This is a genomic window from Fischerella muscicola PCC 7414 (assembly GCF_000317205.1).
In the GTDB taxonomy this organism is placed as follows: domain Bacteria; phylum Cyanobacteriota; class Cyanobacteriia; order Cyanobacteriales; family Nostocaceae; genus Fischerella; species Fischerella muscicola.
In genome coordinates this window covers 37,096-60,523 of record NZ_AJLK01000040.1, presented here as the reverse complement: position 1 = coordinate 60,523, position 23,428 = coordinate 37,096, and the positions used below count along the sequence as shown (strand labels likewise).

28 protein-coding genes and 1 pseudogene are annotated in these 23,428 nt (G+C 41.4%); 13 read left to right on the top strand and 16 right to left on the bottom strand.

Going from position 1 to position 23,428, the window contains the following annotated elements:
* Positions 1-87: 87 nt before the first annotated feature.
* Positions 88-585 carry an HNH endonuclease gene (locus tag UYI_RS0106390; RefSeq protein ID WP_009457046.1) on the bottom strand — a complete coding sequence of 166 codons (498 nt, stop codon included), beginning with the start codon at positions 583-585 and terminating at the stop codon, positions 88-90.
* A gap of 302 nt (positions 586-887) precedes the next feature.
* Positions 888-1,142 (bottom strand): GNAT family N-acetyltransferase, encoded by a 255-nt coding sequence (locus UYI_RS0106380; RefSeq protein WP_016865844.1) that lies wholly within the window; start codon positions 1,140-1,142, stop codon positions 888-890.
* 151 nt (positions 1,143-1,293) lie between these two features.
* Here UYI_RS0106380 and alr point away from each other — a divergent pair, with 151 nt between their 5' ends.
* Positions 1,294-2,478 carry an alanine racemase gene (gene alr, locus UYI_RS0106375; protein WP_016865843.1) on the top strand — a complete coding sequence of 395 codons (1,185 nt, stop codon included), beginning with the start codon at positions 1,294-1,296 and terminating at the stop codon, positions 2,476-2,478.
* A 158-nt stretch (positions 2,479-2,636) separates the two neighbouring features.
* On the opposite strand, the gene UYI_RS0106370 is transcribed toward alr, so the two are convergent.
* The 3 genes from UYI_RS0106370 to UYI_RS37570 all read right to left on the bottom strand — a co-directional run bounded on the left by UYI_RS0106370 (position 2,637) and on the right by UYI_RS37570 (position 4,114).
* Positions 2,637-3,557: an alpha/beta fold hydrolase gene (locus UYI_RS0106370; protein ID WP_016865842.1), complete on the bottom strand. Its 921-nt coding sequence runs from the start codon at positions 3,555-3,557 to the stop codon at positions 2,637-2,639.
* A 156-nt stretch (positions 3,558-3,713) separates the two neighbouring features.
* Entirely contained in the window at positions 3,714-3,908 is a 195-nt protein-coding gene (locus UYI_RS37575) for a hypothetical protein (protein ID WP_162140387.1), read from the bottom strand.
* A 38-nt stretch (positions 3,909-3,946) separates the two neighbouring features.
* Positions 3,947-4,114 carry a hypothetical protein gene (locus UYI_RS37570; protein WP_016865841.1) on the bottom strand — a complete coding sequence of 56 codons (168 nt, stop codon included), beginning with the start codon at positions 4,112-4,114 and terminating at the stop codon, positions 3,947-3,949.
* A gap of 381 nt (positions 4,115-4,495) precedes the next feature.
* Between UYI_RS37570 and UYI_RS0106360 the strand changes: the two genes are divergently transcribed.
* Complete coding sequence (locus UYI_RS0106360; RefSeq protein WP_016865840.1) at positions 4,496-5,113, top strand: hypothetical protein; 618 nt, start codon at positions 4,496-4,498, stop codon at positions 5,111-5,113.
* Between the two features lie 179 nt (positions 5,114-5,292).
* Positions 5,293-6,060: a hypothetical protein gene (locus tag UYI_RS0106355; RefSeq protein ID WP_016865839.1), complete on the top strand. Its 768-nt coding sequence runs from the start codon at positions 5,293-5,295 to the stop codon at positions 6,058-6,060.
* A gap of 38 nt (positions 6,061-6,098) precedes the next feature.
* On the opposite strand, the gene ftsE is transcribed toward UYI_RS0106355, so the two are convergent.
* Together ftsE and UYI_RS0106340 are read right to left on the bottom strand one after the other, a co-directional pair.
* Positions 6,099-6,848, bottom strand: a complete 750-nt coding sequence (gene ftsE, locus UYI_RS0106350; protein ID WP_026085777.1) for a cell division ATP-binding protein FtsE — start codon at positions 6,846-6,848, stop codon at positions 6,099-6,101.
* Positions 6,849-7,263: 415 nt separating this feature from the next.
* A complete protein-coding gene (locus UYI_RS0106340) occupies positions 7,264-8,022 on the bottom strand; it encodes a WecB/TagA/CpsF family glycosyltransferase (protein WP_026085776.1) in 759 nt (252 codons plus the stop codon).
* 494 nt (positions 8,023-8,516) lie between these two features.
* Here UYI_RS0106340 and UYI_RS0106335 point away from each other — a divergent pair, with 494 nt between their 5' ends.
* The 3 genes from UYI_RS0106335 (at position 8,517) to UYI_RS0106325 (ending at position 11,531) form a co-directional block, all read left to right on the top strand.
* Positions 8,517-9,233 carry a response regulator transcription factor gene (locus UYI_RS0106335; protein WP_016865835.1) on the top strand — a complete coding sequence of 239 codons (717 nt, stop codon included), beginning with the start codon at positions 8,517-8,519 and terminating at the stop codon, positions 9,231-9,233.
* 201 nt (positions 9,234-9,434) lie between these two features.
* Positions 9,435-11,105 (top strand): SpoIIE family protein phosphatase, encoded by a 1,671-nt coding sequence (locus tag UYI_RS0106330; protein ID WP_016865834.1) that lies wholly within the window; start codon positions 9,435-9,437, stop codon positions 11,103-11,105.
* A 3-nt stretch (positions 11,106-11,108) separates the two neighbouring features.
* The gene (locus UYI_RS0106325) at positions 11,109-11,531 is read left to right on the top strand and encodes an ATP-binding protein (protein ID WP_016865833.1); all 423 of its coding nucleotides are present in this window, start codon (positions 11,109-11,111) and stop codon (positions 11,529-11,531) included.
* A gap of 165 nt (positions 11,532-11,696) precedes the next feature.
* On the opposite strand, the gene UYI_RS37565 is transcribed toward UYI_RS0106325, so the two are convergent.
* Complete coding sequence (locus UYI_RS37565) at positions 11,697-11,909, bottom strand: hypothetical protein (protein WP_162140386.1); 213 nt, start codon at positions 11,907-11,909, stop codon at positions 11,697-11,699.
* A gap of 10 nt (positions 11,910-11,919) precedes the next feature.
* Between UYI_RS37565 and UYI_RS0106320 the strand changes: the two genes are divergently transcribed.
* Positions 11,920-12,360, top strand: coding sequence for a hypothetical protein (locus UYI_RS0106320; RefSeq protein ID WP_016865832.1), 441 nt, complete (start codon positions 11,920-11,922; stop codon positions 12,358-12,360).
* Positions 12,361-12,436: 76 nt separating this feature from the next.
* Here UYI_RS0106320 and UYI_RS0106315 read toward each other — a convergent pair whose 3' ends face one another.
* Both UYI_RS0106315 and UYI_RS0106310 read right to left on the bottom strand, forming a co-directional pair.
* Positions 12,437-12,859 carry a nuclear transport factor 2 family protein gene (locus tag UYI_RS0106315; protein WP_016865831.1) on the bottom strand — a complete coding sequence of 141 codons (423 nt, stop codon included), beginning with the start codon at positions 12,857-12,859 and terminating at the stop codon, positions 12,437-12,439.
* A gap of 482 nt (positions 12,860-13,341) precedes the next feature.
* Positions 13,342-13,863 carry an orange carotenoid protein N-terminal domain-containing protein gene (locus tag UYI_RS0106310; protein WP_026085775.1) on the bottom strand — a complete coding sequence of 174 codons (522 nt, stop codon included), beginning with the start codon at positions 13,861-13,863 and terminating at the stop codon, positions 13,342-13,344.
* A gap of 200 nt (positions 13,864-14,063) precedes the next feature.
* Between UYI_RS0106310 and queG the strand changes: the two genes are divergently transcribed.
* Together queG and UYI_RS0106300 are read left to right on the top strand one after the other, a co-directional pair.
* Positions 14,064-15,017 carry a tRNA epoxyqueuosine(34) reductase QueG gene (gene queG, locus UYI_RS0106305; protein WP_016865829.1) on the top strand — a complete coding sequence of 318 codons (954 nt, stop codon included), beginning with the start codon at positions 14,064-14,066 and terminating at the stop codon, positions 15,015-15,017.
* Positions 15,014-15,649 (top strand): HAD-IA family hydrolase, encoded by a 636-nt coding sequence (locus UYI_RS0106300; protein WP_016865828.1) that lies wholly within the window; start codon positions 15,014-15,016, stop codon positions 15,647-15,649. The genes queG and UYI_RS0106300 overlap by 4 nt, the downstream gene beginning before the upstream one ends.
* A 69-nt stretch (positions 15,650-15,718) precedes the next feature.
* Here the strand turns inward: UYI_RS0106300 and UYI_RS0106295 are convergent, their stop codons facing one another.
* A complete protein-coding gene (locus UYI_RS0106295) occupies positions 15,719-16,087 on the bottom strand; it encodes a hypothetical protein (RefSeq protein ID WP_016865827.1) in 369 nt (122 codons plus the stop codon).
* Positions 16,088-16,303: 216 nt separating this feature from the next.
* Between UYI_RS0106295 and UYI_RS0106290 the strand changes: the two genes are divergently transcribed.
* Entirely contained in the window at positions 16,304-16,834 is a 531-nt protein-coding gene (locus tag UYI_RS0106290) for an orange carotenoid protein N-terminal domain-containing protein (protein ID WP_016865826.1), read from the top strand.
* A gap of 86 nt (positions 16,835-16,920) precedes the next feature.
* Here the strand turns inward: UYI_RS0106290 and UYI_RS0106285 are convergent, their stop codons facing one another.
* Positions 16,921-17,655, bottom strand: coding sequence for an ABC transporter ATP-binding protein (locus tag UYI_RS0106285; protein ID WP_016865825.1), 735 nt, complete (start codon positions 17,653-17,655; stop codon positions 16,921-16,923).
* Positions 17,656-18,071: 416 nt separating this feature from the next.
* Here UYI_RS0106285 and UYI_RS40130 point away from each other — a divergent pair, with 416 nt between their 5' ends.
* The gene (locus UYI_RS40130) at positions 18,072-18,140 is read left to right on the top strand and encodes a hypothetical protein (protein WP_373278962.1); all 69 of its coding nucleotides are present in this window, start codon (positions 18,072-18,074) and stop codon (positions 18,138-18,140) included.
* Positions 18,122-18,238: a tetratricopeptide repeat protein gene (locus UYI_RS34545; protein ID WP_146007549.1), complete on the top strand. Its 117-nt coding sequence runs from the start codon at positions 18,122-18,124 to the stop codon at positions 18,236-18,238. The genes UYI_RS40130 and UYI_RS34545 overlap by 19 nt, the downstream gene beginning before the upstream one ends.
* 497 nt (positions 18,239-18,735) lie before the next feature.
* Here UYI_RS34545 and UYI_RS0106275 read toward each other — a convergent pair whose 3' ends face one another.
* The 4 genes and pseudogenes from UYI_RS0106275 to UYI_RS32040 form a co-directional block, all read right to left on the bottom strand.
* The gene (locus UYI_RS0106275) at positions 18,736-19,035 is read right to left on the bottom strand and encodes a hypothetical protein (RefSeq protein ID WP_016865822.1); all 300 of its coding nucleotides are present in this window, start codon (positions 19,033-19,035) and stop codon (positions 18,736-18,738) included.
* Between the two features lie 336 nt (positions 19,036-19,371).
* Entirely contained in the window at positions 19,372-20,589 is a 1,218-nt protein-coding gene (locus UYI_RS0106270) for an ABC transporter permease (protein ID WP_016865821.1), read from the bottom strand.
* Entirely contained in the window at positions 20,586-22,055 is a 1,470-nt protein-coding gene (locus UYI_RS0106265) for an efflux RND transporter periplasmic adaptor subunit (RefSeq protein WP_016865820.1), read from the bottom strand. The genes UYI_RS0106270 and UYI_RS0106265 overlap by 4 nt, the downstream gene beginning before the upstream one ends.
* A 417-nt stretch (positions 22,056-22,472) precedes the next feature.
* Positions 22,473-22,898, bottom strand: a pseudogene (locus UYI_RS32040) (ABC transporter ATP-binding protein); the annotation flags it as partial.
* Positions 22,899-23,031: 133 nt separating this feature from the next.
* Here UYI_RS32040 and UYI_RS36530 point away from each other — a divergent pair.
* Positions 23,032-23,376, top strand: a complete 345-nt coding sequence (locus UYI_RS36530; RefSeq protein ID WP_016865816.1) for a hypothetical protein — start codon at positions 23,032-23,034, stop codon at positions 23,374-23,376.
* Positions 23,377-23,428: the final 52 nt, after the last annotated feature.

Here is a 23,428-nt window from a genome sequence, read left to right as displayed (position 1 = left end):
AGCCGCCAAACCAACCTAGTCCACACCTGGTAAACAGCAAAAGCTATAAAAAAACTTTTACCGATTGATATCAAACAAAGGTAAATGTTAAAGCCCTATAACATACTTTTGCCACTCCTTGTGTGTTCCAGTTTTTAGGTGCTTTGTAACCTCAAAGTACAAACTGCTGTAAGGTCTTCGAGGTGTGTGGCGTAGAAGCATATGTGCTTCATGAGGGGTACGGCAACCCTTTTTAACATTGCAGCGGACGCAAGCTGTAACAATGTTTTCCCAAGAATCTCCTCCTCCACGCGATCGCGGTATTACATGGTCTAAAGTCAACTCATCTCCTGTGTAACCACAGTATTGACAAGTATGGCCATCCCGGTGCAATATATTTCGGCGCGTGAGAGGAATCTCTTTATAGGGAACCCGCACATAATGGCGCAAGCGAATCACCGTTGGAAGCGGAAAATCGGAGTAAAGAAACTTGCCATTGTGTTCTACCCGTTCTGCCTTACCCTTGATTAGCAAAACCGCTGCACGGCGCCAACTCGTGATGTTGAGCGGTTCGTAAGAGGCATTAAGTACTAAAACCTTCCCCATTGATGATCGTTCAAGGTATTAGTTTTACATATATTAACACAAATATACTCTGCTTTGGTGATGAGAATAAATTATACTCCCGGATTTGTTGCCAAAATGGAGAGAAAAGCTAGATTTTTAGAAGTAAGGTTTAGCGATCGCGCCAATGGTATTCAATATTGGGCTGGTTGTTGATTTGATTAATACCCTGCTTACCAGCTTTGAAACCATGACGTTCGTAAAATGCACAAGCTTGTGTATTTTGCTGTAGTACTCGACCACATAAGTTTTGACTCTTTTGAAGGGTTAGATCCCCGACTTTTTTAAAAAGTCGGGGATCTGGCCAACCTATCAAAATCAATGTGGTGAACTACTACTACAACGAAACCAATTATTTGATTTTCCAGTTCTACTACCCAAATTAGCCCTTGCACCGCAATTTCATCACGAAAGCGGACAATCCATGCTGTGTACGGCTGTGGATGTGTCAGTTTGAGAAATGTTTCATGCCAGGTACCCCACCACAGCTGAACGATCTTTTCTAAGTCCTCTGGACGGTACGGGCGAATGATAACCATGCTTAACTAATTTAAACCAAATCCCACTACTAGCTCTTGTGTCATTGACACGATGAGCGGTAAACTTCCTGATTATTCCAGAGTAGCTTTTAGCAACTTGAATAAACATATAAGCTGAAAGCAGAACAGTGGTGTGATAGGAGTAAACAGGATGTTAAGTCATGAGCCATCTCAAAGTGTTGCAGCTGGGCTATGCGACACTTATGCTTGGTTTTCGCAGCGTGCTTGGGTGGAAATTGATTTAGCGGCTTTGGCGCACAACGTCCAACAACTACGCCAGTTCCTATCACCACGTACCCAGCTAATGGCAGTCGTGAAAGCTGATGCTTACGGACACGGAGCAGTCACAGTTGCCCAAACAGCCTTAGAATCAGGAGCAAGTTGGCTTGGTGTTGCCACTGTTCCAGAAGGAATTCAATTAAGGGAAGCTGGGGTGAAAGCTCCAATTTTGATATTAGGTGCCACTCACACTCCAGAACAAATTCATGCGATCGCCCATTGGCAACTTCAGCCAACACTATGCAGTCCTAAACACGCACTAGTATTTTCTAACATTATAGAAGCAAATAATTATACTTGTGCCATACCTGTACACATCAAATTAGACACAGGTATGTCCCGCTTAGGAACTAACTGGCAAGAAGCCAGCGAGTTTGTTCAGCTAGTGCAGAGTCTGCCACACTTAAAAATAGCTAGTATTTATTCGCACCTAGCAACAGCAGATAGTCCTGACCCGACTGTCATGCAACTACAACACCAACGCTTTCAAGAAGCGATCGCTCAAATTAAAGCATTAGGAATAAAACCACCTTGCTTGCACTTGGCAAACTCAGCCGCCACCCTGAGCGACAAAGCATTACACTACGATATGGTGCGTGCAGGTTTAGTCATTTACGGACTTTACCCAGCTAGGCATTTGCGATCGCAAATTAAGCTGAAACCTGTTTTGCAAGTCAGGGCTAGAGTCACCCAAGTCAAAACCATTGCTGCTGGGACTGGTGTGAGTTACGGTCATCAATTTATTGCCAAGCAAGAAATGCGAATTGCTGTTGTCGGAATTGGTTATGCCGATGGTGTACCACGCAATCTTTCCAACAAAATGCAGGTATTAATTCGTGGTCAACGAGTACAACAGATCGGTGCAATTACAATGGATCAAATGATGGTAGATATCAGCGCCCTACCAGATATACAAGAAGGTGAAGTAGTCACCTTACTAGGTCAAGATGGCAAACAACTAATCTCCGCAGATGATTGGGCAAATCAATTAAACACAATTTCTTGGGAAATTCTCTGTGGATTTAAGCATCGATTACCTCGTGTCGGTGTGATTTAGGAGTTAGGAGTAAGAGGCTAGTATAGAAAATAATACCACTACAGGTCTATTGTATTAGTTATCATTGGCCGCGAGAGCTCCGACTTTTTTAAAAAGTCGGGGCTCTCGCCCCTCGCAACTCCTTAGAACTAATGACACAGACCACTAGAGTATTGTTCTTAATAAGTTACTGCTGTTGGTGATTCAGTTAACAGAGGTAAGAATTTTCTAATTAAACCAATTGTTACTGCGGGCATTTCTAATTGTGGTGTCAATCCTACATCTTGCAACTCCTGGAAATATTTAATTGCTTGCGGATTCATTTGTGCAAGACGATGCCCAATTCCTGGGCTAGTAAATTGTGATTTTTGTCCCCAAATAATCGCGGTTGGAATAGTTAGTTGTTGAATGTAAAGTGACAAATCAAAACTCAAGTCACCGCGTACGAAAGATAAAGCAGCGTATTCAGCATTTGGTTGCTTGGCTGATTCCAGATAAGCTTCGACAATTTCTTCATATATCCGGTTGGGGTGAGCAAATTGTCGTTGCTCTAAAAAGCTACGAATACCATTTTCTGTCGCTACTCCAGTAGTGTAAAGTATTCTATCAATCACAGGAATACTGATGAGTTGAGCAAAAAAAGTGCGAGAGTAATCTTGTCCAAAGTCAGAAATTCCAGAAGGTATGGTCAGAATTAAAGACTTGAATAATTCTGGATGAGCGATCGCAACTCGAATAGTAAACGCTGCTGTCAAAGATGAAGCAATTACTCTCACAGGGAGAGTGCAAGTCTGCTGCAAAAACTCTCGAATCGTCGTCAAGTAGTCTTCAATTGTGAAATTCCGTACGGGGTGTTCAGATCGACCCCAACCGATTAAATCTGGGGCCAAAATACGATACTCACTGGCAAATGCTGGATAAACTTTTGACCACTCATACGCAGAAGAACCTCCACCAAATCCATGCAAGAACACTAGAGTCTCTAATTCCTCGCTAGCAACTTTATTCTCCTGCCAAGGTAAGCCAGTGGCTGTATAGTAAACCATCCTGCCTAAGGAGGTAATCACAGAGCGTTGTTCAAATCCTACTGGTATAAACATAGATTTTTATTCAGGAGTCATTAGTTGTTGGTTGTTGGTTGTCGATTGTTGGTTGTTGATTGTTGGTGGTTGGTGGTGAGTCCAGCCCCCCAAAAAGGCGGTTCCCGTCACGTAGACGCAACAGCGGTGAGGGGGTCGCAGTCTTGGCGGTTTCCGTCACGTAGACGCGGAGCGGCTTCCCGTAAGGGTATGCGAACCCCCGTAGACGGGCGAAGCCCGGCTTCTCGTACGCCGTAAGGCGTTCCCGTAGGGTAGAGTACCCGGAGGGCTTAAGGTAAGGGTAGGGGGACTGGCGAACCCGTAGACACGAAGTGGCTTAAGGTAAGGGTAGGGTTGGTGGTCGGTGGTCATTTGTCATTTGTCACTTGTCACTTGTCACTTGTCACTATTTATTCTCCCCACACTCCCCACACTCCCCACCTCCCCATCTCCCCACTGCCCCTAATCCCCACTCCCTTGGGGGAGTGGGGGCCGGTGAGTTCCCCATCTCCCCATCTCCCCACCTCCCACTCTCCCACTCTCCCACTCTCCCTACCTACCTCCAAAGAGAGATTCAATCATTATTTTCTTGATCAACGCTTCTGGTGAAGTAGATGTAAAAATACTGGCTAAGTTATGAAGATTCAGTAATTTTTTTCCGGTTTTCTGGTTTTGTTGCTTGAAAATAGCATAATTACGATAATTGTACTAGTAATAGGTATTACTGAAGGGTGAGACCCTCAGGTTTTATATATGGTAATCTATCAGAAACAATACTGATAATTTTGAGTGTCAGTTAAACTCGTAAACAAAATCGCAAATAACTAAGCTTTGATTTTTACTTGACTGTGTAATCAATTAGTTCTAAAAGTCAGACTTTGTACAGCCTGGTAAGGAAGGTTTTTGTTTTTATAGTTAGTAATTTGATGATTTTATAGAAAATGGTTAGGTGGGGTGTCATGTTAAAGCAAGCTTGTCTTCAATCTGATCAACAGCCAAAGCTTGAAGACCAAAAATTAATGCTTGATAACCTTGATATCCAAAATATTCACAATCAAATGGTAGATTCATCTTTCCATAGTCAAATGCATACAGCATTTGGCACTGAAAAGGTGGCTATACCTAACTGTATTTATTTAAATTTAGAAGATTTAAAATGCTTTGAAGTTGTGAAGCATCAGTATCAAAAATGGGGTATAGTTTTTGACAATTGTATCGCCATACAGCCTTCGAATCCTGCATTTCCCACTTACTCTGGTTTGATGGTACTGATGGGTGCGCCAAAAGGCGGATATTTAGAAGCGACTTTTTTGCAGCCAGTTCAATTTGTGAGTGCTTTTGTCACAAGTTCACAGCGTTTGCTACTTTCCGCATATAATCGCGATCGCCAACTGTTAACTCAAACAGTACTAGCAGGGGCTAATTTAGCCAATTCCGATTCTGCCGTTTCCCCCAATACCTTACTGTCTGTAACGGCTAATGATATTCACAGCGTCACTTTTTGCGGTTTTGATGGTCAATTCACCATTGATAACTTCTGTTTCTGTTTTCAGAGCGAATCTATAAAAACTCGGTGATAAAATCTGTGCCAAGACCTCTAATTCAGGTATTCTGATAGAGGTTATACCGCAAATTGGATTTTAGATTGTGAAATATTTACTGGGTAAGCTTTTTAGCTATCCATCTGTCGCAATCATGTTTCCAATTAGTATTATTACTTATTTATTAAACTTTCACAATCAAGTAGGTAGATACCGTGGCACAGGCTTCGTCTTCTTGGCAGCAATTGATTGACCAGATCCTCGATTGGATGCTTCCAGAGTTCAAGTCAGGAGCCACAAAAAAGTTAGCTTTAGAGCGTTTCCGAGGGCCAGGAGGCGTTCTTGGGTTCCTGACTGTAGTGGTTGCAATGCTGTTGTGGAACTGGAAACTGCTGTTAGCCAGCAGTGCGGGTGTTGGGACAATGATGTTTGTTTATTCCATGCAAGCATGGCGTTGGCAGTTGCAATGGTCTGAAATTAAAAAATTTTTAAACAGTCCTAACCGTCGATTGGCTGTAGCTGTAATGAGCGGTGGTATAGCCTGCTTCAGTACATACATGGCAGTTGCAATTTGGTTAGACTCCAATAGTCATTGGCTTGCTGCTGGTGTGATTTTGCAAGGTTTAGCCACACTATTGACTTTATTTTTACTGACATGGCAAATAGTCAACTCTTACGGAAATCGAGATGAAAATCAGTTAGATAATTTGTTAAGTAATCTCAGTGAAAAAGATCCTCTCAAGCGTTTAATTGCTATACGTCTCCTCACCAAATTAATCACCAACAATCGAATCAATACTTCCGAGTTACAAAGTATTGGTGAATGTTTGAGACTCCTACTTCGTCATGAGGAAGAACCAGCAATCCGAGAAGCAGCTTTTGATAGCTTGCAAGCATTGGAGCGAATGCAAACACTTTCATCAAATCCTATGGCAATTAAAATACCTACCAAAACAAAAGTTAAAAATCGGATTAGTTGTTAGTTGTTAGTTGTTTGGAAAAATCAACAATCAACCACTTGTTATTCTGTAATTTGATGTAGTCTGCCGTTACGGACTTGTACCACACGATGACCACATCGTCGGACTAGCTGCTCATCATGAGTAGTAATAATTACTGTTACCCCAAAGGAATTTAACTTCTGAAAAATCTGCATTACTTGCCAAGAGTTATCAGGATCAAGATTACCAGTTGGTTCATCAGCTAAAAGTAGTGGTGGGGTTGCGATAATTGCTCGAGCAATACTTACCCGTTGTTGTTCTCCCCCAGATAGTTTTTCTGGAAAACAGTCAGCTTTATTTAACAAACCTACTAATTTTAATGTCGGTTCTAAACGCCGTTGAATTTCCTTACGGGTATATCCTTGTGCTTGCAGCACAACAGTTACATTTTCTGCCACTGTTCTTTGAGGGATGAGTTTGTAGTCTTGAAACACAATGCCAATTCGCCGCCGAAACAATGATAAGCGATCGCCCCGTAAACCAGCCACATCACAGCCATCAACTATTACCTCTCCTTGTGTTGATAACTCTTCGCCATACAGCAGTTTCAACAGCGTAGACTTACCAGAACCACTAGGGCCTGTAATAAACAGAAATTCACCCTGTTTTACCTCCAAATTCACATCTAACAGGGCATTATGACCATTGAGATATGTTTTTGCAGTTGAGCGCAATTGCACCATCAGCCTATTATTAGGCTGTTGAGTATCGCTGTCTTGAGCATAAGTAGATTTATCAGACACCACTTTCGGTGATACTGCTGTTGGCATTGCTATTTCTTCACACCCACTAACTAAACATTCATAAAATAAAGATTCCCAGATATTACCCAGGAATCTCATTATCCATACTGAAATTTTTTAGTTAGTTGTTGGTTGTTGTTAGTTAGTGGTTAGTGGTTAGTGGTTAGTGGTTAGTGGTTAGTGGTTAGTGGTTAGTGGTTAGTGGTTAGTGGTTAGTGGTTAGTGGTTAGTGGTTAGTGGTTAGTGGTTAGTGGTTAGTGGTTAGTGGTTAGTGGTTAGTGGTTAGTGGCTACTACTCCTCACACTCCTCACACCCCACGCTTACCTTAAGCCGCTACGCGTCTACACACTCCTCACACTTCCCCCATCTCCCCACCGCCCCTAATCCCCAGAGGGGACCCCGAGTTCCCCATCTCCCCACCTCCCCTTCTCCCCAAAGCATCTACTGACTTATAGCTTCTCTGACTGTCAAACCATAAATCAAAGATTTCAAGGCAAATTTAGGTAAAGCCAACATACGTCGCCAACGCCAAGGTTCTTTGTATAGGCGATACAGCCACTCTAAATGGTTGTTCCCTAACCAAGCAGGAGCACGAGTTTTTGTCCCAGACCAAATATCAAAACTGCCACCGACGCCGATCCAAATTGCTTGGGGACACAAATGGCGGTTTTGGGCAATCCATAACTCTTGACGTGGCACACCTAAACCAACAAAAATAACTTGTGGCTGCACTTGAGCAAGAGTTTGTCGTAATTGTTCTTCTTCTGCTGGGGAATGGAAACCCGAATGTGTACCTGCTATTGTCAAGCTCGGAATTTGCCTCTGCCAAAAATCTGCGGCTTTGGCAGCAACTCCAGTAGCACCACCATAGAAAAAGACTTTTGCATCCGTTTGTTTTTCTCCAAGTTCTCGCAACAGTGTTTCTGCTAGCTCGATTCCTGGTATTCGCTGCACTTTTTGCCGCCGCAGCCACCGCAAAAACAGAACTACTCCCGCTCCATCAGGAATAACTAGCTCGGCAGTTTTAATCACCTCAGCTAGAGATTTGTTTTGTTCTGCCTGTATAGTCATTTCGGCATTGAGCGTGATTACATGCGCTCCCATGCCTTGCTTCAGGCTTTCCAGCAACCAGCTTGGATAATCAGTCATGATATGAACTGGTAGCCCCAACACCGAAAATACTTTAGGCGGTTTAAACATAGCCTATTTTTGAGTAGCCTCACACCAATGTCCATCGAACGATAGTCTAACAAATTTTTGCAAATAGAGAATTCCCTAAAAATGCGTATTTTAGATCACAAATTTTGATTAAATAATTTTTGCTACATTCTTTCTAAAAGTAGATTGCAAGCCTGATCAAGTTACTTTAGGTCTAATTTTATCTTGTGTTATTAAATACAAAGTGTTTTATAATACAGTGCTATTAAATTTCAAAACACAAGATCAGGGTAGAAAGCATTAGGCATAAAAGTAAAAATAGAGAGGGCTTTATCTTCATCCCCTAACATCAAAGTATTATCCAAACTCATGATTTGAGTCGTTTTTTTTAGTGCAGTATCAAGCAGCTAAACTCAAACTAATTCAGGATTCGCTATTCGCAGTTCTCAATTTGCAAGTAGTTCACACTCCATCTTCTAAAACTTTTTAGTAAACTCAATCATACACAGTTAAGAGTGCAACAGGCAGAATTGACTATGAATAAAATTCGTGTGGCATTAATAGAAGATCATGATCTCACCCGTGTAGGTATCAAAATAGCACTACAGCAAAAGGAAGAAATAGAAGTGGTGGGAGAAGCTGCTAACGCTGCTGATGGTATAAGATTGTTAAAAACAATACAACCAGACATTGCAATTATAGATATTGGTTTACCAGATAAAGATGGTATCGAACTCACACGAGAGGTGAAAACACTTGCCAACGGAGAAGATTCCGGAGTAAAAGTATTAATTTTGACTCTGCGTGATAATAAAGAAGCCGTTTTAGCAGCCTTTGCAGCTGGGGCTGACTCCTATTGTATGAAGGATATCAAATTCGATAACTTACCCGAAGCTGTACGCGTTACTTACAATGGCAATGCTTGGATAGATCCAGCGATCGCTCGTATCGTATTACAACAAGCACAACAAAATCCATTGAAAGTAGACGGGACAGCAGATACTAAAGCCCCAGTGCCAAGTTCAGAAAACAATGGTACTGAAGATATAATCGATCCCTACATCCTCACAGAAAGAGAATTAGAAGTATTGCAACTGATTGTAGAAGGCTGTAGTAATGCTGTCATTGCAGAGAGGTTATACATCACAGTTGGTACTGTCAAAACACATGTTCGTAATATTTTAAACAAACTATGTGCTGACGACCGCACCCAAGCAGCGGTTAGGGCTTTGCGTTCTGGATTAGTCGGATAGGCTAGATAAATTACTAGAAAAATAATTTTAGTTCACTATTCGCTAATCAGTAGAATTACTACTTTTTTATCATAAATATGTGTTAAAAATGAGTGGATTACCCTGAATGCAGTCTTTCTTAATGTTCAAATGACGATTTAGGTGTAACAGATATGATTACGCCATTTCGCCATTGAAATATCTGGAATAGTGAAGTCGAATATGACTGAGACAGATGTGGAAAAACTCAAATTGATGGTGGTAGATGATGAGCCGGATAACCTAGAACTACTCTACCGTACTTTTCGGCGAGACTTTCAAGTGTACAAAGCAAATCATGCAATGAAAGCACTTGAAATTTTGGATAAAGAAGGTGAAATGGCTGTGATTATCTCTGACCAAAGAATGCCAGAGATGAATGGCACGGAATTTTTGAGTTTGACAGTAGAGCGCTTTCCTGATACAATCCGCATCTTGCTGACTGGTTTTACTGATGTTGAAGATTTAGTTGATGCCATTAACTCTGGTCAGGTCTTCAAATACATTACTAAACCTTGGAAACCGGATCGACTTAAAGAAATTGTTGAGCAAGCAGCAGACACATATCAGCTAGTCAAAAAGCGTACTCAAGAATTACGCCGCGCCCTACGACGAGAATCATTATTTAATGCCGTTACTACTGCAATACGTGAATCTTTAGACTACTCCAGCATGTTGGAGAAAATTGTTGCCACAATAGGTCAGTCTTTTAAAACTAGTTATTGCTTGCTTAGACCAGTAGAAGGCAATTGCTTGACAGCAGATGAATTCTCCTACTTAGACCCGAAAATTCCCTGTTCATATGAGTATTTCGATGCCAGTTTTTTGATTAAACAAGTTCTCGACACTCAGCATTATCAGCATAGTCTATATAATAATAATGATAATCTTTGTTACCAATTGGCAGTACCACTGATTTATCAGCAACATCTCCTTGCTGTTCTTGCTCTCCATCAAACAGGACGAGATCAGCCTTGGCAAGATGAGGATATTCAGCTGATTACAGGTGTTGCGGAACAAGCAGCCTTAGCCCTTTCCCAGGCAAAACTTTACCAACGTCTTCAGGAAAAACAACAACAGATTCGGGCAGAATTAGAAATTGCTCGCCAAATTCAAAACAACTTGCTACGTCAAAGCTTACCTGATATCAAAGGTGCAAAGGTACAAGCTCGTTGTTACCCCGCCCGTGAAGTCGGGGGAGATTTTTTTGAAGTGTTTGTCCATCCCAAAGGAGATTTATGGTTAGCAGTGGGTGATGTTTCCGGTAAAGGCGTCCCTGCTGCATTGTTTATGGCTAGTGCAATCTCGGTGTTACGCCGGGAATTATCTCAAGAAACACCAGCCATGCCCAACATGGTGATTCAAAATCTCAATAAAGCTTTGGGTGATGACTTAATTAGTAGCAATTGCTTTATCACTCTCATCTTAGCCCGATATACTCCCACCACCAGAGAACTTGTTTATGCCAATGCAGGTCACATATATCCTCTGTTGTGGTCTCGCGAGAATGATACAGAAAATCCCAATTACCTAAAAATACGTAGTATTCCCTTGGGTATTTTATCTAAATGGCAAGCAGATTTTGGGCAATTGTTTCTTGCTCCTCAAGATATCCTACTGTTTACCAGTGATGGGATTACTGAGGCGATGGTGACAAAAAAGAGCTATGCAGTAGAAAACTCAGTGAATGGATTTCAGCCAAATCACCGTACCATGCTACATCTTGATGGTCTTTGGCAACTCTTGCAACAAGAAACTCAACCGCTATCTCTCAATCATTTGTTAGCTCGTATTCAGGCTGACAACAACATTCAAGAAGATGACCAGACTATACTCTCACTGGAGGTGTTTTAAGTGATGAAAAGTGAGCTTCATGTACCAAGCGACCTGAAGTTTTTAAGCATCGTCGAAAATTGGTTGTTGGGATGCTTGGAAATTCAGTTCAAAGAATCGATTGATTGGTCACGACAATCAAGTCGTCTACGACTTGCTTTGGTAGAAGCTTATTCTAACGTCGTGCGTCATGCCCATAGAGATCAGCCCTCTTTACCAGTTTTAATCCGTTTAGAATTTAAAGACCGAGATATAGCCTTGGAAATTTGGGATCGTGGTGATGGCTTTGACCTATCCAACTATTTACCTCCTAGCCCCACGGATAAACAAGAAGGTGGTTATGGTTGGTTAATTATGAATCGTCTCATGGATAAAGTTGAGTACAAGTTACAGGTTGATGGTTATAACTGTCTCAAGCTAGAAGTGACTTTGCCAGATTCTGCTTAATTAGTACATTATTAGCGAGTTTAAACGCACAGTCTCGCAAAGATGAGCGCACCAGGTAGCAGAGTGTTTACTATAGAGAATTTGCTTATACTAAGTGTATTTTTGAGCAGCCTTGATATTAAGAAGTGTTAATTAGTTTAATAACTTTTGCTAAATTTATTTGATTTATAGGTGATATTTATCAAAAAATAAAAATATCGCTAAGATGACCTTGCCGTCTATTTTGCACAAGCGTAACTCCAAAAGTATTTTTAGGGGGTGTGCTTGACTCGGTAAGGCATTAATTATGCATAGAACGGGTGCGATCGCAAGTTCAACAATCGACTTTGCACGTGTCCGGTGATAAATCTCACTCAAAATATTGCACAACAAAGTCACTGTTTTACCTATGGAAGCCTTGTTTTGTTTGTCACCACGCTATCGTCTTGATGATGAATTACCTTGGTTAGAAGGAATTGACCCCAGTCGTCACTACTGGATTATGGTAAATGGAGACAAAAATTTAACAGTAGCGCTTCCTGGGCTGATTGTGTCTGCCAAAAGCGAACTAAAGCAAGTCATGCAGCAATTTCGTTCGCTACAACCAGGAGAACAAATGACCTTGGCCAGAATTGCTGATACTTGTAAGATTCACTGTGTTAGTTCTAATTGCTATGCCATAGAAGCAGAAATCAATGGCTTTCCTGTCTGGCATTTATTCGATCAAGAAACTTTGGATAGTTTGCTCATGACAGCGCATCCTGATTGGCAGTGTGCGCCCAAAGATATAGAGTTAGGAAGAAGATTGTTACTGCGCTCTTTTGAACAAATGGCAGCAATAAAAAATTAAAGATTGTTGGTTGTTGGTTGTTGATTGTTGATTGTGACATCCTCCAAACAACAAACAACAAACAACTAACACCTAACTACTGTTTTCGCATTTTCAGCAATTCTTGAGGAGAAGCTAACAGTTTAATTTTGGTGTAAAGAATTTCTCGTTGCTGATTGAGGACAAACTGCCATAAAACGTTAACTCCACACCAAGAAGTTTGCGCTTTTCCTGTCACCTGAAATTGAATTACACCTTCTTCCAAAGTCTCAGATATTCCTTCGCGGGGATAAACTTTAATATCCACAGCTTCTTTCTTTAAATAATTAGCGATCGCCTCTGGTCCTACGATTCCAGATTCAAAAGGCGGATGCATTACACCATCATCAGCAAATAAATTAGCAGTAGCATCAAAGTCTCCTGCATTCAACGATTGAAAGTAACACAGGATAGTTGGTTCTGTAATTCCCTCAATAGTTAATTCTTGTGTAGTATTTCCAGATGATTGTGATAAAACCATAAAATTAACTCCAGATTATATTTCCATTAATTTACAAATAACAATCAATTTAATCCTGTTGCTGGAGATGTATTTTTTATATTGGTTAGTGGTTAGTTGTTAGTTGTTGTACAGACGTGCCATGGCACGTCTGTACATTAGTTAGTAGGTGATAGCTTAATATAGCCGAGTACAGCATTCCATTAATTCGTAGCGGATTAAATTTACCGATACTCTGCGTCCCTCTGCGCTAACTCCGCGATCCTCTGCGTTTCAAAAAATTACAACTTTGTACTTCCTGAGTATAAAAAAGACTCTTTATATTACCCAGATGGGAATATAAAGAGCAACTTGGTAGCTGGAAATAAGGGGAGATAGGGAAAGATACTTACAGAATCTAAGCAGGATGCCAGAATATCTTAAATGGTTACAATGAAGTGTATACATCAGAAAGCGTGCAAAAAATCTGACTTGCTCTTTCCTGACTCCTGCCTTCATAATACTTAGTCAGCGAGAGGATCAACACCCATGTCAGTTACGACCTTACGGAGAACAGTAATTTGTTGACCAAAATCGAGTTCTTTTAGTGTTTCCAATACCCGCACACCATCACGAGACAGTTGATAATTAGATGGCATGGGAACAACAAAACCTTTAACCATCAATTCAGACAGTTCGTACCAAAAAGCTAGCTTGGTGTTAGCGCTCAGGATACCATAGGAACGGCAGAACTGGGTATTTTTCTTGGCAGCCAGATCACGCATTACCTGTAACTGCTCTTCATGAGTCATCTGCTTAATTTGATTCAGCAGACCTTCGGCTAATTGCAAACGAGCAGCGCCTGTAGCAGCTGGCGTAATTGAACGCCCCATTTCAGTGTAAGCATACCAAAGTACTGCCAGCTGATCGTCTACACTCAAGCTTGTAAATACAGCCACAGTGGATGCAACTGCATCAACTGCTTGGGTGCTGTAGTTGAAAGTGTTGGAAAAGCGGTTTTGTGCAGAATCAGTAGTAAATGTCATGATCGCACCAAAGTCGATAGTTTGTACGCTGGGAATTACTGAAAGCATTATTTTTGCTTTCGATATACATCTTGCATCATTTATTTACAAATTGCAAATAAAATTTACAAATACCATGCCTAAGAAATGGCAAATGTATGTATTGACTAGGTAGTGTAGAATTGTAACGCCGTAGTTACGGCAAATTTCAGATAAGATAAATGAATCAATTGCCAGGAACAAGCAGTGCTGAAGTTAAACAAAAAGCTCTGGAGTTAGGATTTCACAAAGTCGGTATAGCTGCTGTATATGGGGACGATACAGAGATAAAGCGGTTGCAAGCATGGATTAAGCTTGGTTATCACGCCGACATGGAATGGATGACTTCTCCTAAGCGTCAGGATATTCGGTTAGTGATGAGTGATGTGCGATCGCTAATCTGTGTAGCCCTCAACTACTATACGCCACATCAACGCCCTGAAGGCGAGGAGTACGGTAAAATCTCTCGTTATGCTTGGGGGCGGGATTATCACAAAGTCATGCACAAAAAATTGAAAGCACTCTCGATTTGGTTGCAGGGATTAGGTGAAAACATTCAGGCACGCTATTATGCAGATACAGGCCCGGTGCAAGATAAAGTCTGGGCACAAAAAGCTGGAATCGGTTGGATTGCCAAAAATGGGAATGTGATTACCCGGGAATATGGTTCTTGGGTATTTTTGGGAGAAGTGCTAACCAACTTGGAGTTAACTCCAGACAAACCCCATACACAACATTGTGGTAATTGTACTCGCTGCCTAGAGGCTTGTCCTACAGATGCAATAACTAGTCCATTTGTAGTAGATGCTAATCGCTGTATTGCATATCACACAATCGAAAATCGTCAGGAAAAACTACCACACACAATTGCATCTAACTTACACGGTTGGATTGCAGGTTGTGATATTTGCCAAGATGTTTGTCCTTGGAATCAGCGTTTTGCCAATCCAACTGATGTGGAAGAATTTCAGCCATATCCTGGGAATATTGACCCTAAACTGATAGAATTAGCCCAAATCTCAGATCAGGACTGGGATCAACAGTTTCCGGCATCGGCGTTGCGGCGAATTAAGCCAGAAATGTTACGACGGAATGCCCGTGCTAACCTAGACGCATTCCAGCAGGCACAAGAATGACCCAGAAAGTAATTATTTTTGATTTTGATGGCACAATCGCTGATACAGTAGACGCACTTGTAAGTATTGCTAACCGTTTAGCCAAAGAGTTTGGTTATGTACAAATTACTCCAGAAGAACTAGCTTTGCTGAGAAATTTAACTTCTAGAGAAATTATTAATTATTCAGGTATTTCTGTATTTAAAATACCTTTTTTAGTAAAAAAAGTCAAAGGAGAATTAAAAAGTAAAATACCAGAGCTAAAACCAATTCCAGGAATGAAAGAAGCCTTAATAGACTTGAAAAATGCAGATCATCATCTAGGAATTATCACGTCTAATTCTAAAGACAATGTGACGGAATTCTTGAGAATTAATGAATTAGATAATCTATTTGAATTTATTTATTCCGGGATAACAATTTTTGGTAAAACAACAATTATTAATAACGTGCTTAAACAAAAACAACTTAAACCAGAAGAAGTAATTTATGTGGGAGATGAAACTAGGGATATCGAAGCTTCTAAAAAAGCTAATATCAAAGTAGTAGCAGTCACTTGGGGGTTTAATTCTCCAGAAGTTTTAGCTAAACAAAATCCAAATTATTTAATCCATCATCCAAGTGAACTGTTAGATGTGGTGAATAATAGTTAAATGTCAAAAGTCAAATGCCAAATGTCAAAATAATTCCACCATTGACAATTGACTAATGACACCTAAATATTATTTTGATTGACCTTTTTTCAAAGCTTCTTGTACTAAATCATCACTGACGTTAGTTACAGCTTGATTGCTAGAGCCAATTTCCTGTGCCATTGCTTGAAAATCAGCAGGATCGCCTGTTGGCTGTGCTTCTGTTTTCTTCTCTTCTGGTTCAGGCATTTGATACTCTGGTGCAGTTGCATCTTGGGCTGCTTTTGCACCTTCGCCAGTGCGATCAACTTCACTCACGCTAAATTGCTGTGCTGCTTGATAATCTGCTTCCATATCAACGCTGGGCGCTTTTGCTTCGCCACTAGCAATTTCTTCAGCAGCTAGTTTTGCATCTTCGGTAGAAGCTTCAGTAACATTTGGTTTAATTTCTTCAGGCATAACAATCCCCTGTGATATTTTTTTTGTTTATGCCGAGATTCTATCAGAGCGAACCAATCGAACCTCGATATCTGTAGATAGATATTTCTCCTCTATTGAAAGGTAGATAAATGTACGTATTTTTCAATTAAAAAACTATTTCTAGAGGAAGGCGCTTCAGATTATGGAACTTTGTAACTGTTAGTTTGTACCTAAAAATTCTCTTTGAGATAAATTATGACTACCAGTTACAATAAATCTATGCCTCAAGCCTTAAGTGCAGAGACTCAAAAGCATGTAGAAGCTTTTAATAAACTAGATACTGATGCTAAGCTAGCTTGGCTGTATTTAGTGTATGAAAAAATGGGAGATTCTATTACTCCCGCAGCACCTATGGCAGCGGAACCAGAATTAGCGCCCAAGTTGCTAGGAGACTATTACAAATTATCTAATGAACAGCAACTGGCAATTATGCGGGAAATTGTTAATTGTGAAGATACAGAATACTCCCGTGCCTATGGTTCGATCAAAGAAAACAACCAATTGCTAGTTTGGTACGCTTGGGCAGAAGCGATGGGTGATCAAGTCGTTGATATGCCAGATGACTACCAAGCTTCTAACGACATTAATAATTTGCTCTCAGAAGTAGAAAAACTGGAATTTGAAGAACAAATGTCTATTTTAAGGACAATTGCTGGTGCAATGGGCTACAGCGATGTGCAGCCGATTGAAACACAGGCAGAAACTGGGAAAACGCCAAGTCTTTAGTTAGTGGTTAGTAGTTAGTGGTTAGTCCCTACTATACTAAGTCACTAACTGCTAACTAAAATTCACTAAAAGTAGAACTTCACCCTTCACACTTCAGTTAACGTCCCTATACGATTCAAATCAGCCGGGGTTAGGTCTGAGTGTACTACTTCTCCATCACGAAACCAAACAATACGTTGAGTTTGACGGGCAACATCTGGTTCGTGAGTTACCATGACAACTGTAATCCCAGTGGTATTTAGTTCAGTAAAAATATCCAATACTTCTTGGGTGGTACGGGAATCAAGCGCGCCTGTGGGTTCGTCTGCTAGCAGCAACACCGGACGATTGACAATCGCACGAGCGATCGCTACTCTTTGTTGTTGTCCTCCAGAAAGCTGATTTGGTTTGTTATTGATACGTTTTTCCAAACCAACGCGCTTGAGTGCTTCCGCAGCGCGATCGCGTCTTTCCCCAGAGTCGACACTAGCATACACCATCGGTAACATCACATTTTCTAGTGCTGTTAGCTGGGGCAAAAGGTGGAATTGTTGAAAGACAAAGCCAATTTTTTTGTTACGAATGTGGGCAAGTTCAGTATCATCCATTTGTGCCACATCGAGGTTATCTAAATAATAATGTCCTGATGTGGGACGATCTAAACAGCCAATAATATTCATCGCTGTGGATTTACCAGAACCAGATGGACCCATAATCGCACAGTATTCGCCTTCGTGGATTACTAAATTTACATCGTTAAGTGCTTTGACTTCAGTTTCACCACTGCCGTAGATTTTAAAGATATTTTCTAATCGAATGATTGATGATTGGTTATTTGTCATTTGTCATTTGTCCCCCTATTCTTTATTATCTCCACTCATTCCCTCATTCGACTACTTCCTATTTCTATAGCATTCCTAAATCATTCGTGAGAGATAAGATCTCCAACTTTTCAACAGAAGTCGGGGATCTAAGCTTTGCGATTCTTACAAAGAATATGGGATTGCTACAATAGACTTTTTGCAAAAAATCAGGCTTTAGATCAAACGAACACAGATGGACACAGATGAACACAGATGAACACTGACTAAATGTAGATTTTCTTCAGTGGTCAATTTGTTTGAAAAATCGACTTTTGCAAGAGATCTAGTGTACTATTTCCGGTAGAGACGCGTAGCTAGCTTCCCGCAGGGTAACTAAAGAACAAATCCGGGAAACGCTAAAACGACTATAAGATTTTTTAGAAATTCTGGAAGACTTGCGCGAACATCAGCGAGGTTCGGAGGACTGGCATTTTAAGCCGAACCTTTGTACAAACAAGCATTAGAAATTTGTGAGCGTCAGTTAGGAGAGAATCATCCCGATACTGTCACTGTTCGTGAAAATCTGGCAATTCTTCGCGCTGAGTTGAATTCAGAGCAGTGATATCGTGTCAGATGGAATATCTGTGACTAAAACTGACGTTTAGCTATTCTTTGGATAGGACAAGAGTAAACAAATTTAATATAAGTTTCTAGTTCTCAGCTTGATCATTGAAGTTTTAAACTCGGATGTTGAAGCTTTGAACTCAAAGTTTCTCGTTCCAAGTGAGAAAATTCTCGTTTCAAATGAGAAAATTCTTGTTTCAAGTAAGAACGTTCTTATTCCAAGTGAGAACTTTTATGTTCTGAACTTGAATAATGAACTTCAAAGTTTGAAAAGTGAACTTTTGAGGTTGGATGATGGTGTAATAAAGACGATCGCGTGATTCAAATTCAACATACAATGCGATCGCACTGTTTTTATATCAATTCAATTAATGATTGCAACACATCCTTGGATAAAGACGCGATAAATCGCGTCTCTACAAGATGGCCTATCTGTTGCATTCTTTTGGCAAATTGAATTGGTATTACTTGAATGTAAAATGCGATCGCTTGCACTCAAGACTGCTGTTGTGCTATTTGTCTAACCGCCTCAATCTCAACTTCTAATTGTTGAGCTATTTCTTCTACACTCACTCCCGCTTTCAACAATAGCGGAACAGCAGCTAACTTACCTTGTTGTAGCCCTTGTTGTAGCCCTTGTTGTAGTCCCTCTTCGCGTCCTTCTTCGCGTCCTTCTTCCAATGCTTCTTGGTAAACTCTAGTTTGTTTTAGTTCGCTCAATTTCAGCATATCTTCCACCTCTTGGCGGCTTAATTGGGGAAATTTTAATTGGTAAAAAATACTGTCTGTTTTCACTTTTGCCGTTGCTGCAAAAATTACATTTTTGCATAGCCTGCTCTCAATCTACAATGCGATCGCTTAGCCGCTTGCTCAGAGCATCACTCGCATTCAACAATGTTGCTTAATTCTATCTGATACCATGTCACGTTAATCACGATACATGTCAATCCTGTAGAGACGTACCATGGCACGTCTCTACAACACTTAAAAAGGAAGGCGTATAGTGGCGGATTTAAATTCGCCACCAACGCCTACCACCAATTGATGTGGTGTTTCGCCAGGGATTTAATTGATAACTGATAATTAGTAACGCTTCAACGCTGAAGCGCTGACTACAAACCTTTCACAAAACTAAGCGCTTCTTAAAGCTACAATTGGGTCGAGTTTCGCAGCACGACGCGCAGGAACAACACCAAAGAATAAACCAATACCACCGGAAACACCAACAGAGAGAGTAATTGCGACCACAGAAATTCCTGCATCTAAGGGTGTTAAGGCTCCCACTAACAAAATACCACTCACACCGATCGCAGTCCCGATTAAACCACCTGCGGCAGAGAGAATCACAGCTTCAATCATGAACTGTAATAGGATGTCTTGCTGGGTTGCACCAATTGCTTTGCGCAGTCCGATTTCTTGGGTGCGTTCGGTGACGGAGACAAGCATGATATTCATGATGCCAATACCACCGACAATTAAGGAAATAGCTGCGATCGCTGCTAGCATAACTGTCAATGCACCTGTGATCTGGCCGATAGTCTGCATTGCATCTTTTTGCGTGCGAATTGTAAAATCATCTTCACCAGTAATTTTGTGTCGTTGACGCAGCAAATTTGTAATTTGAAACTCTGCTCCATCAACACTATTAGCATCACGAGCCGAGACAACAATGTAATCTAAACCAATACCATAGGGAGAATTTCGTCCCACTAATCGGTTTGCAGATGTGGTGATTGGTATCAAGGCTGCTTCGTCATAATCTGCACCCAAGCTTGAGCCTTTAGCTTCCAACACACCAATGACTTGAAAGCTGGAATCTTTGATTCGCAACTGTGCGCCGACAGGATTACTACTACCAAAAAGTCTTTCTGCCAATTTAGCACCCAGCACTGTTACTTGATTATTGCGCTTGGTATCTACTTCGGTGAAAAACCGTCCTTGAGAGGTGTCAAAATCCCGTACCTCTGGGAAAGTGGGAGTTGTACCAATAATGTTGACGTTGGTGTTGCGGTTGCGGTAAGTTACTACTTGTCTTCTGTTCAACTCTGGGGCAACTCCTGCTACTGTTGGTACTTGAGTTGCGATCGCATCTGCATCAGCCAAGACAAGATTTTTTGGTACTTCAAAAGAAATGCGCTGAGTTTCCTGATTTCCAGGAAGGACAAACAGCACATTTGGCCCCAAAGATTCTAATTGCTTGTTTACATACTTTTGTCCAGCTTCACCAATCCCAATCATGGCAATTACCGAAGCATTGCCGATGACGATACCCAACATGGTGAGAGTACTACGTAATTTATTTGACAGCAGGGTTTTCCCTGCCATTTTGATACTTTCTACTAAGTTCATTGTTGTTGTTCTTTTGCTTGCTGTTCGCGTTTATAGTCTTTGGGTGGGTTGAGAAATACGCGATCGCCTTCTTTTACACCAGACACAATCTGAGTTTGATCTTTTACCTGCGCTCCCACTGTCACTGGACGGAACAGAGGTTTATTTTGAGCATCCGGGACAAGTACTCCAGTTTCGCCCTTTTCAGTAACAATTGCCACAGTTGGTACTAAGAGGGCATTGTCTACTTGATCACCTAAAAACGTCAAATCGACATTTAAGCCAGAACGTAGTACTTCTTGTCCCGTAGTAATAGCTACTCGTACTTGGAATAATGTCACACCTTCTTCCTTCACGGCTTCGGGAGCAATCAGGCGGACACGACCTTTAAATACTTGGTCTGGGTAAGCATCGGTAATAATTTCTACCTGTTGTCCTTCTTTAATTCTGCCAATATCGGCTTCAGGGACTTGTGCTAACACCTCTAAACCCTTAGCTAGAGCAACGATAGAACTGGAAGTAGCCGAGGCACTCGAAGAAGCAGAAGTAGTGGGTGCTACATACGCGCCATCGTTAGCATATTTCTGAGTCACAATTCCTGCGAAAGGAGCGCGGATAATTGTGTCTTGTAACTTCACCTGAGCCGTCTTTAACTGTGCTTCTGCAACACCTACGGCTGCTTTACGTTGGGCAATGATTTCCGGGCGAGTACCATTTTCTAACAAGCGTAATGCTGCTTGGGCTTCCGCAACAGCAGCTTCTTGGCGGGCGATTTCTTCGGAACGAGAGCCACTTTCTAATAGTGATAATCGGCGTTGAGCTTGTTGAAGAGCGGCTTTTGCCCTTCTATCTTCACTCACGTACTGATCTAATTGGTCTTGAGAAATGGCCCCTTGTCGTGCCAATTCTCGATATCGCCTGACTCGTGCCTGTGTCAAGTTTACCTGTGCTTTAGCATCATCTACCTGAGCTTGGGCTTCTTGGATCTCCTGGGTACGATTACCAGCACGGGCTTGTTCTAGTTGTGCTTGGGCTTGTGCTAAACGCGCTCTGGCTTGGGCAATTTCTTGGGGGCGGCTCCCGGCTTGGGCTTCAGCTAGCTGTGCTTTGGCTTGATCTAGACTGGCTTGATATTGCAGAATTTGGGCATTGACATCTGCACTATCCATTACAGCAAGAACTTGTCCTTTCTGGACGCGATCGCCTTGTTCAACTCTTAGTTCTGCTACAATTCCTGGTTGTTTCGGGCTAATATTCACGCTTTGATCTGGTACTACCTTACCACTGGCAGTAATTCGTAACGTGACATCTTTTGCTTCTACAGGAATAGTAAGTGCCGCAATATCTTCTCTACTTGCCCCCCGATTTACCAGAGTATAAGTTGTCGTGCCGCCAACAACCAAAATACCAGCTGCCATTAGCCCAATTAGCCAGCGTTGGGGGTACTTCACTTTGCCTATAACGGGAATTTCTATATGAGTATTCATCACAGCAGCCTTGGAAAACAACTTGGATTTCAGGATGGTAAAGCGGAAAGTAAAGCAGAAAATATAGATGAAAAATTTTCTATCCGTAGCCAAGATCATTAGTTTCCTATTGAACTTAAGTTCTGTTAGGATTCATCTTGCATAGGAGAGAGTGAGAGTATAAATAATTAACTTATAGTTTCTTAACTTGATTTGATGGTATCCTTTGCCAAGTATTTTTGACTTCACCTGAATGGGTGACTTTAGGTAAAAGGGATCGGGGATCAGGGATCGGAAAGCGGACATCAGTCACTTTTCTTCCTTGTCTCCCCATCTCCCCATCTCCCCATCTCCCCACTGCCCCTAATCCCCAGAGGGGGCCCCGAGTTCCCCACCTCCCCACCTCCCCATCTCCCCAATCTCCCCAATCTCCCCAAATCAACCTACAACCAACCCATCCTGAACTCGAATAATTCTTTTTGTTTGTGCTGCAATATCTGGCTCATGGGTGACAATCACAATCGTGATTCCTTGGTTGTTTAATTCTGTCAGTAATTCCATTACTTCTTCAGAAGTCTTTGTGTCTAAAGCGCCTGTTGGCTCATCAGCCAAAACCAAAGCTGGTCGATTCACCAAAGCGCGAGCGATCGCTACCCGTTGCTGTTGTCCTCCAGAAAGTTGACTCGGACGGTTGAAGATGCGGTCTTGTAAACCGACTCTCGTTAAAGCTGCGATCGCTTTTTGACGACGCTTTGATTTCGGTATGTTAGCGTAAACCATTGGCAGCATGACATTTTCTAACGCCGTCGCCCTTGGCAATAAATTAAATTGTTGAAAGACAAAGCCAATGCGTTGATTGCGAATAAGCGATCGCAGTATTGATTGTCCAAGTCTCCAAAGGCTAGATATCCCAATGGTTAATGTGTTTTATTCATGTATGACAAAGCTTTTAGCCATTTGACTTAATTTTTTATTTCCTGACTCAATTACGCGAACGGTGAGCTTGAAACTAGAAAATTTAGATTTAGAACTCGAAACTTCAGGCTTGAAACTAAAAAATTTAGATTTAGAACTCGAAACTTCAGGCTTGAAACTAAAAAATTTAGATTTAGAACTCGAAACTTCAGCCTTTGAACTAGAAAATTTAGATTTAGAACTGAAAACTTCAGGCTTGAAACTAGAACATTTAGGTTTAGAACTAAAACATTTATGTTTAGAACTTGGAACTTCAAGCTTGAAACTAGAACATTTATGTTTAGAACTCCAATTTCCACTCCTCACACTCCCCACACTCCTCACACTCCTCACACTCCCCATCTCCCCACTGCCCCTTCGCCCCTAATCCCCACTCCCTTGGGGGAGTGGGGGCCGGTGAGTTCCCCAGAGGGGACCCC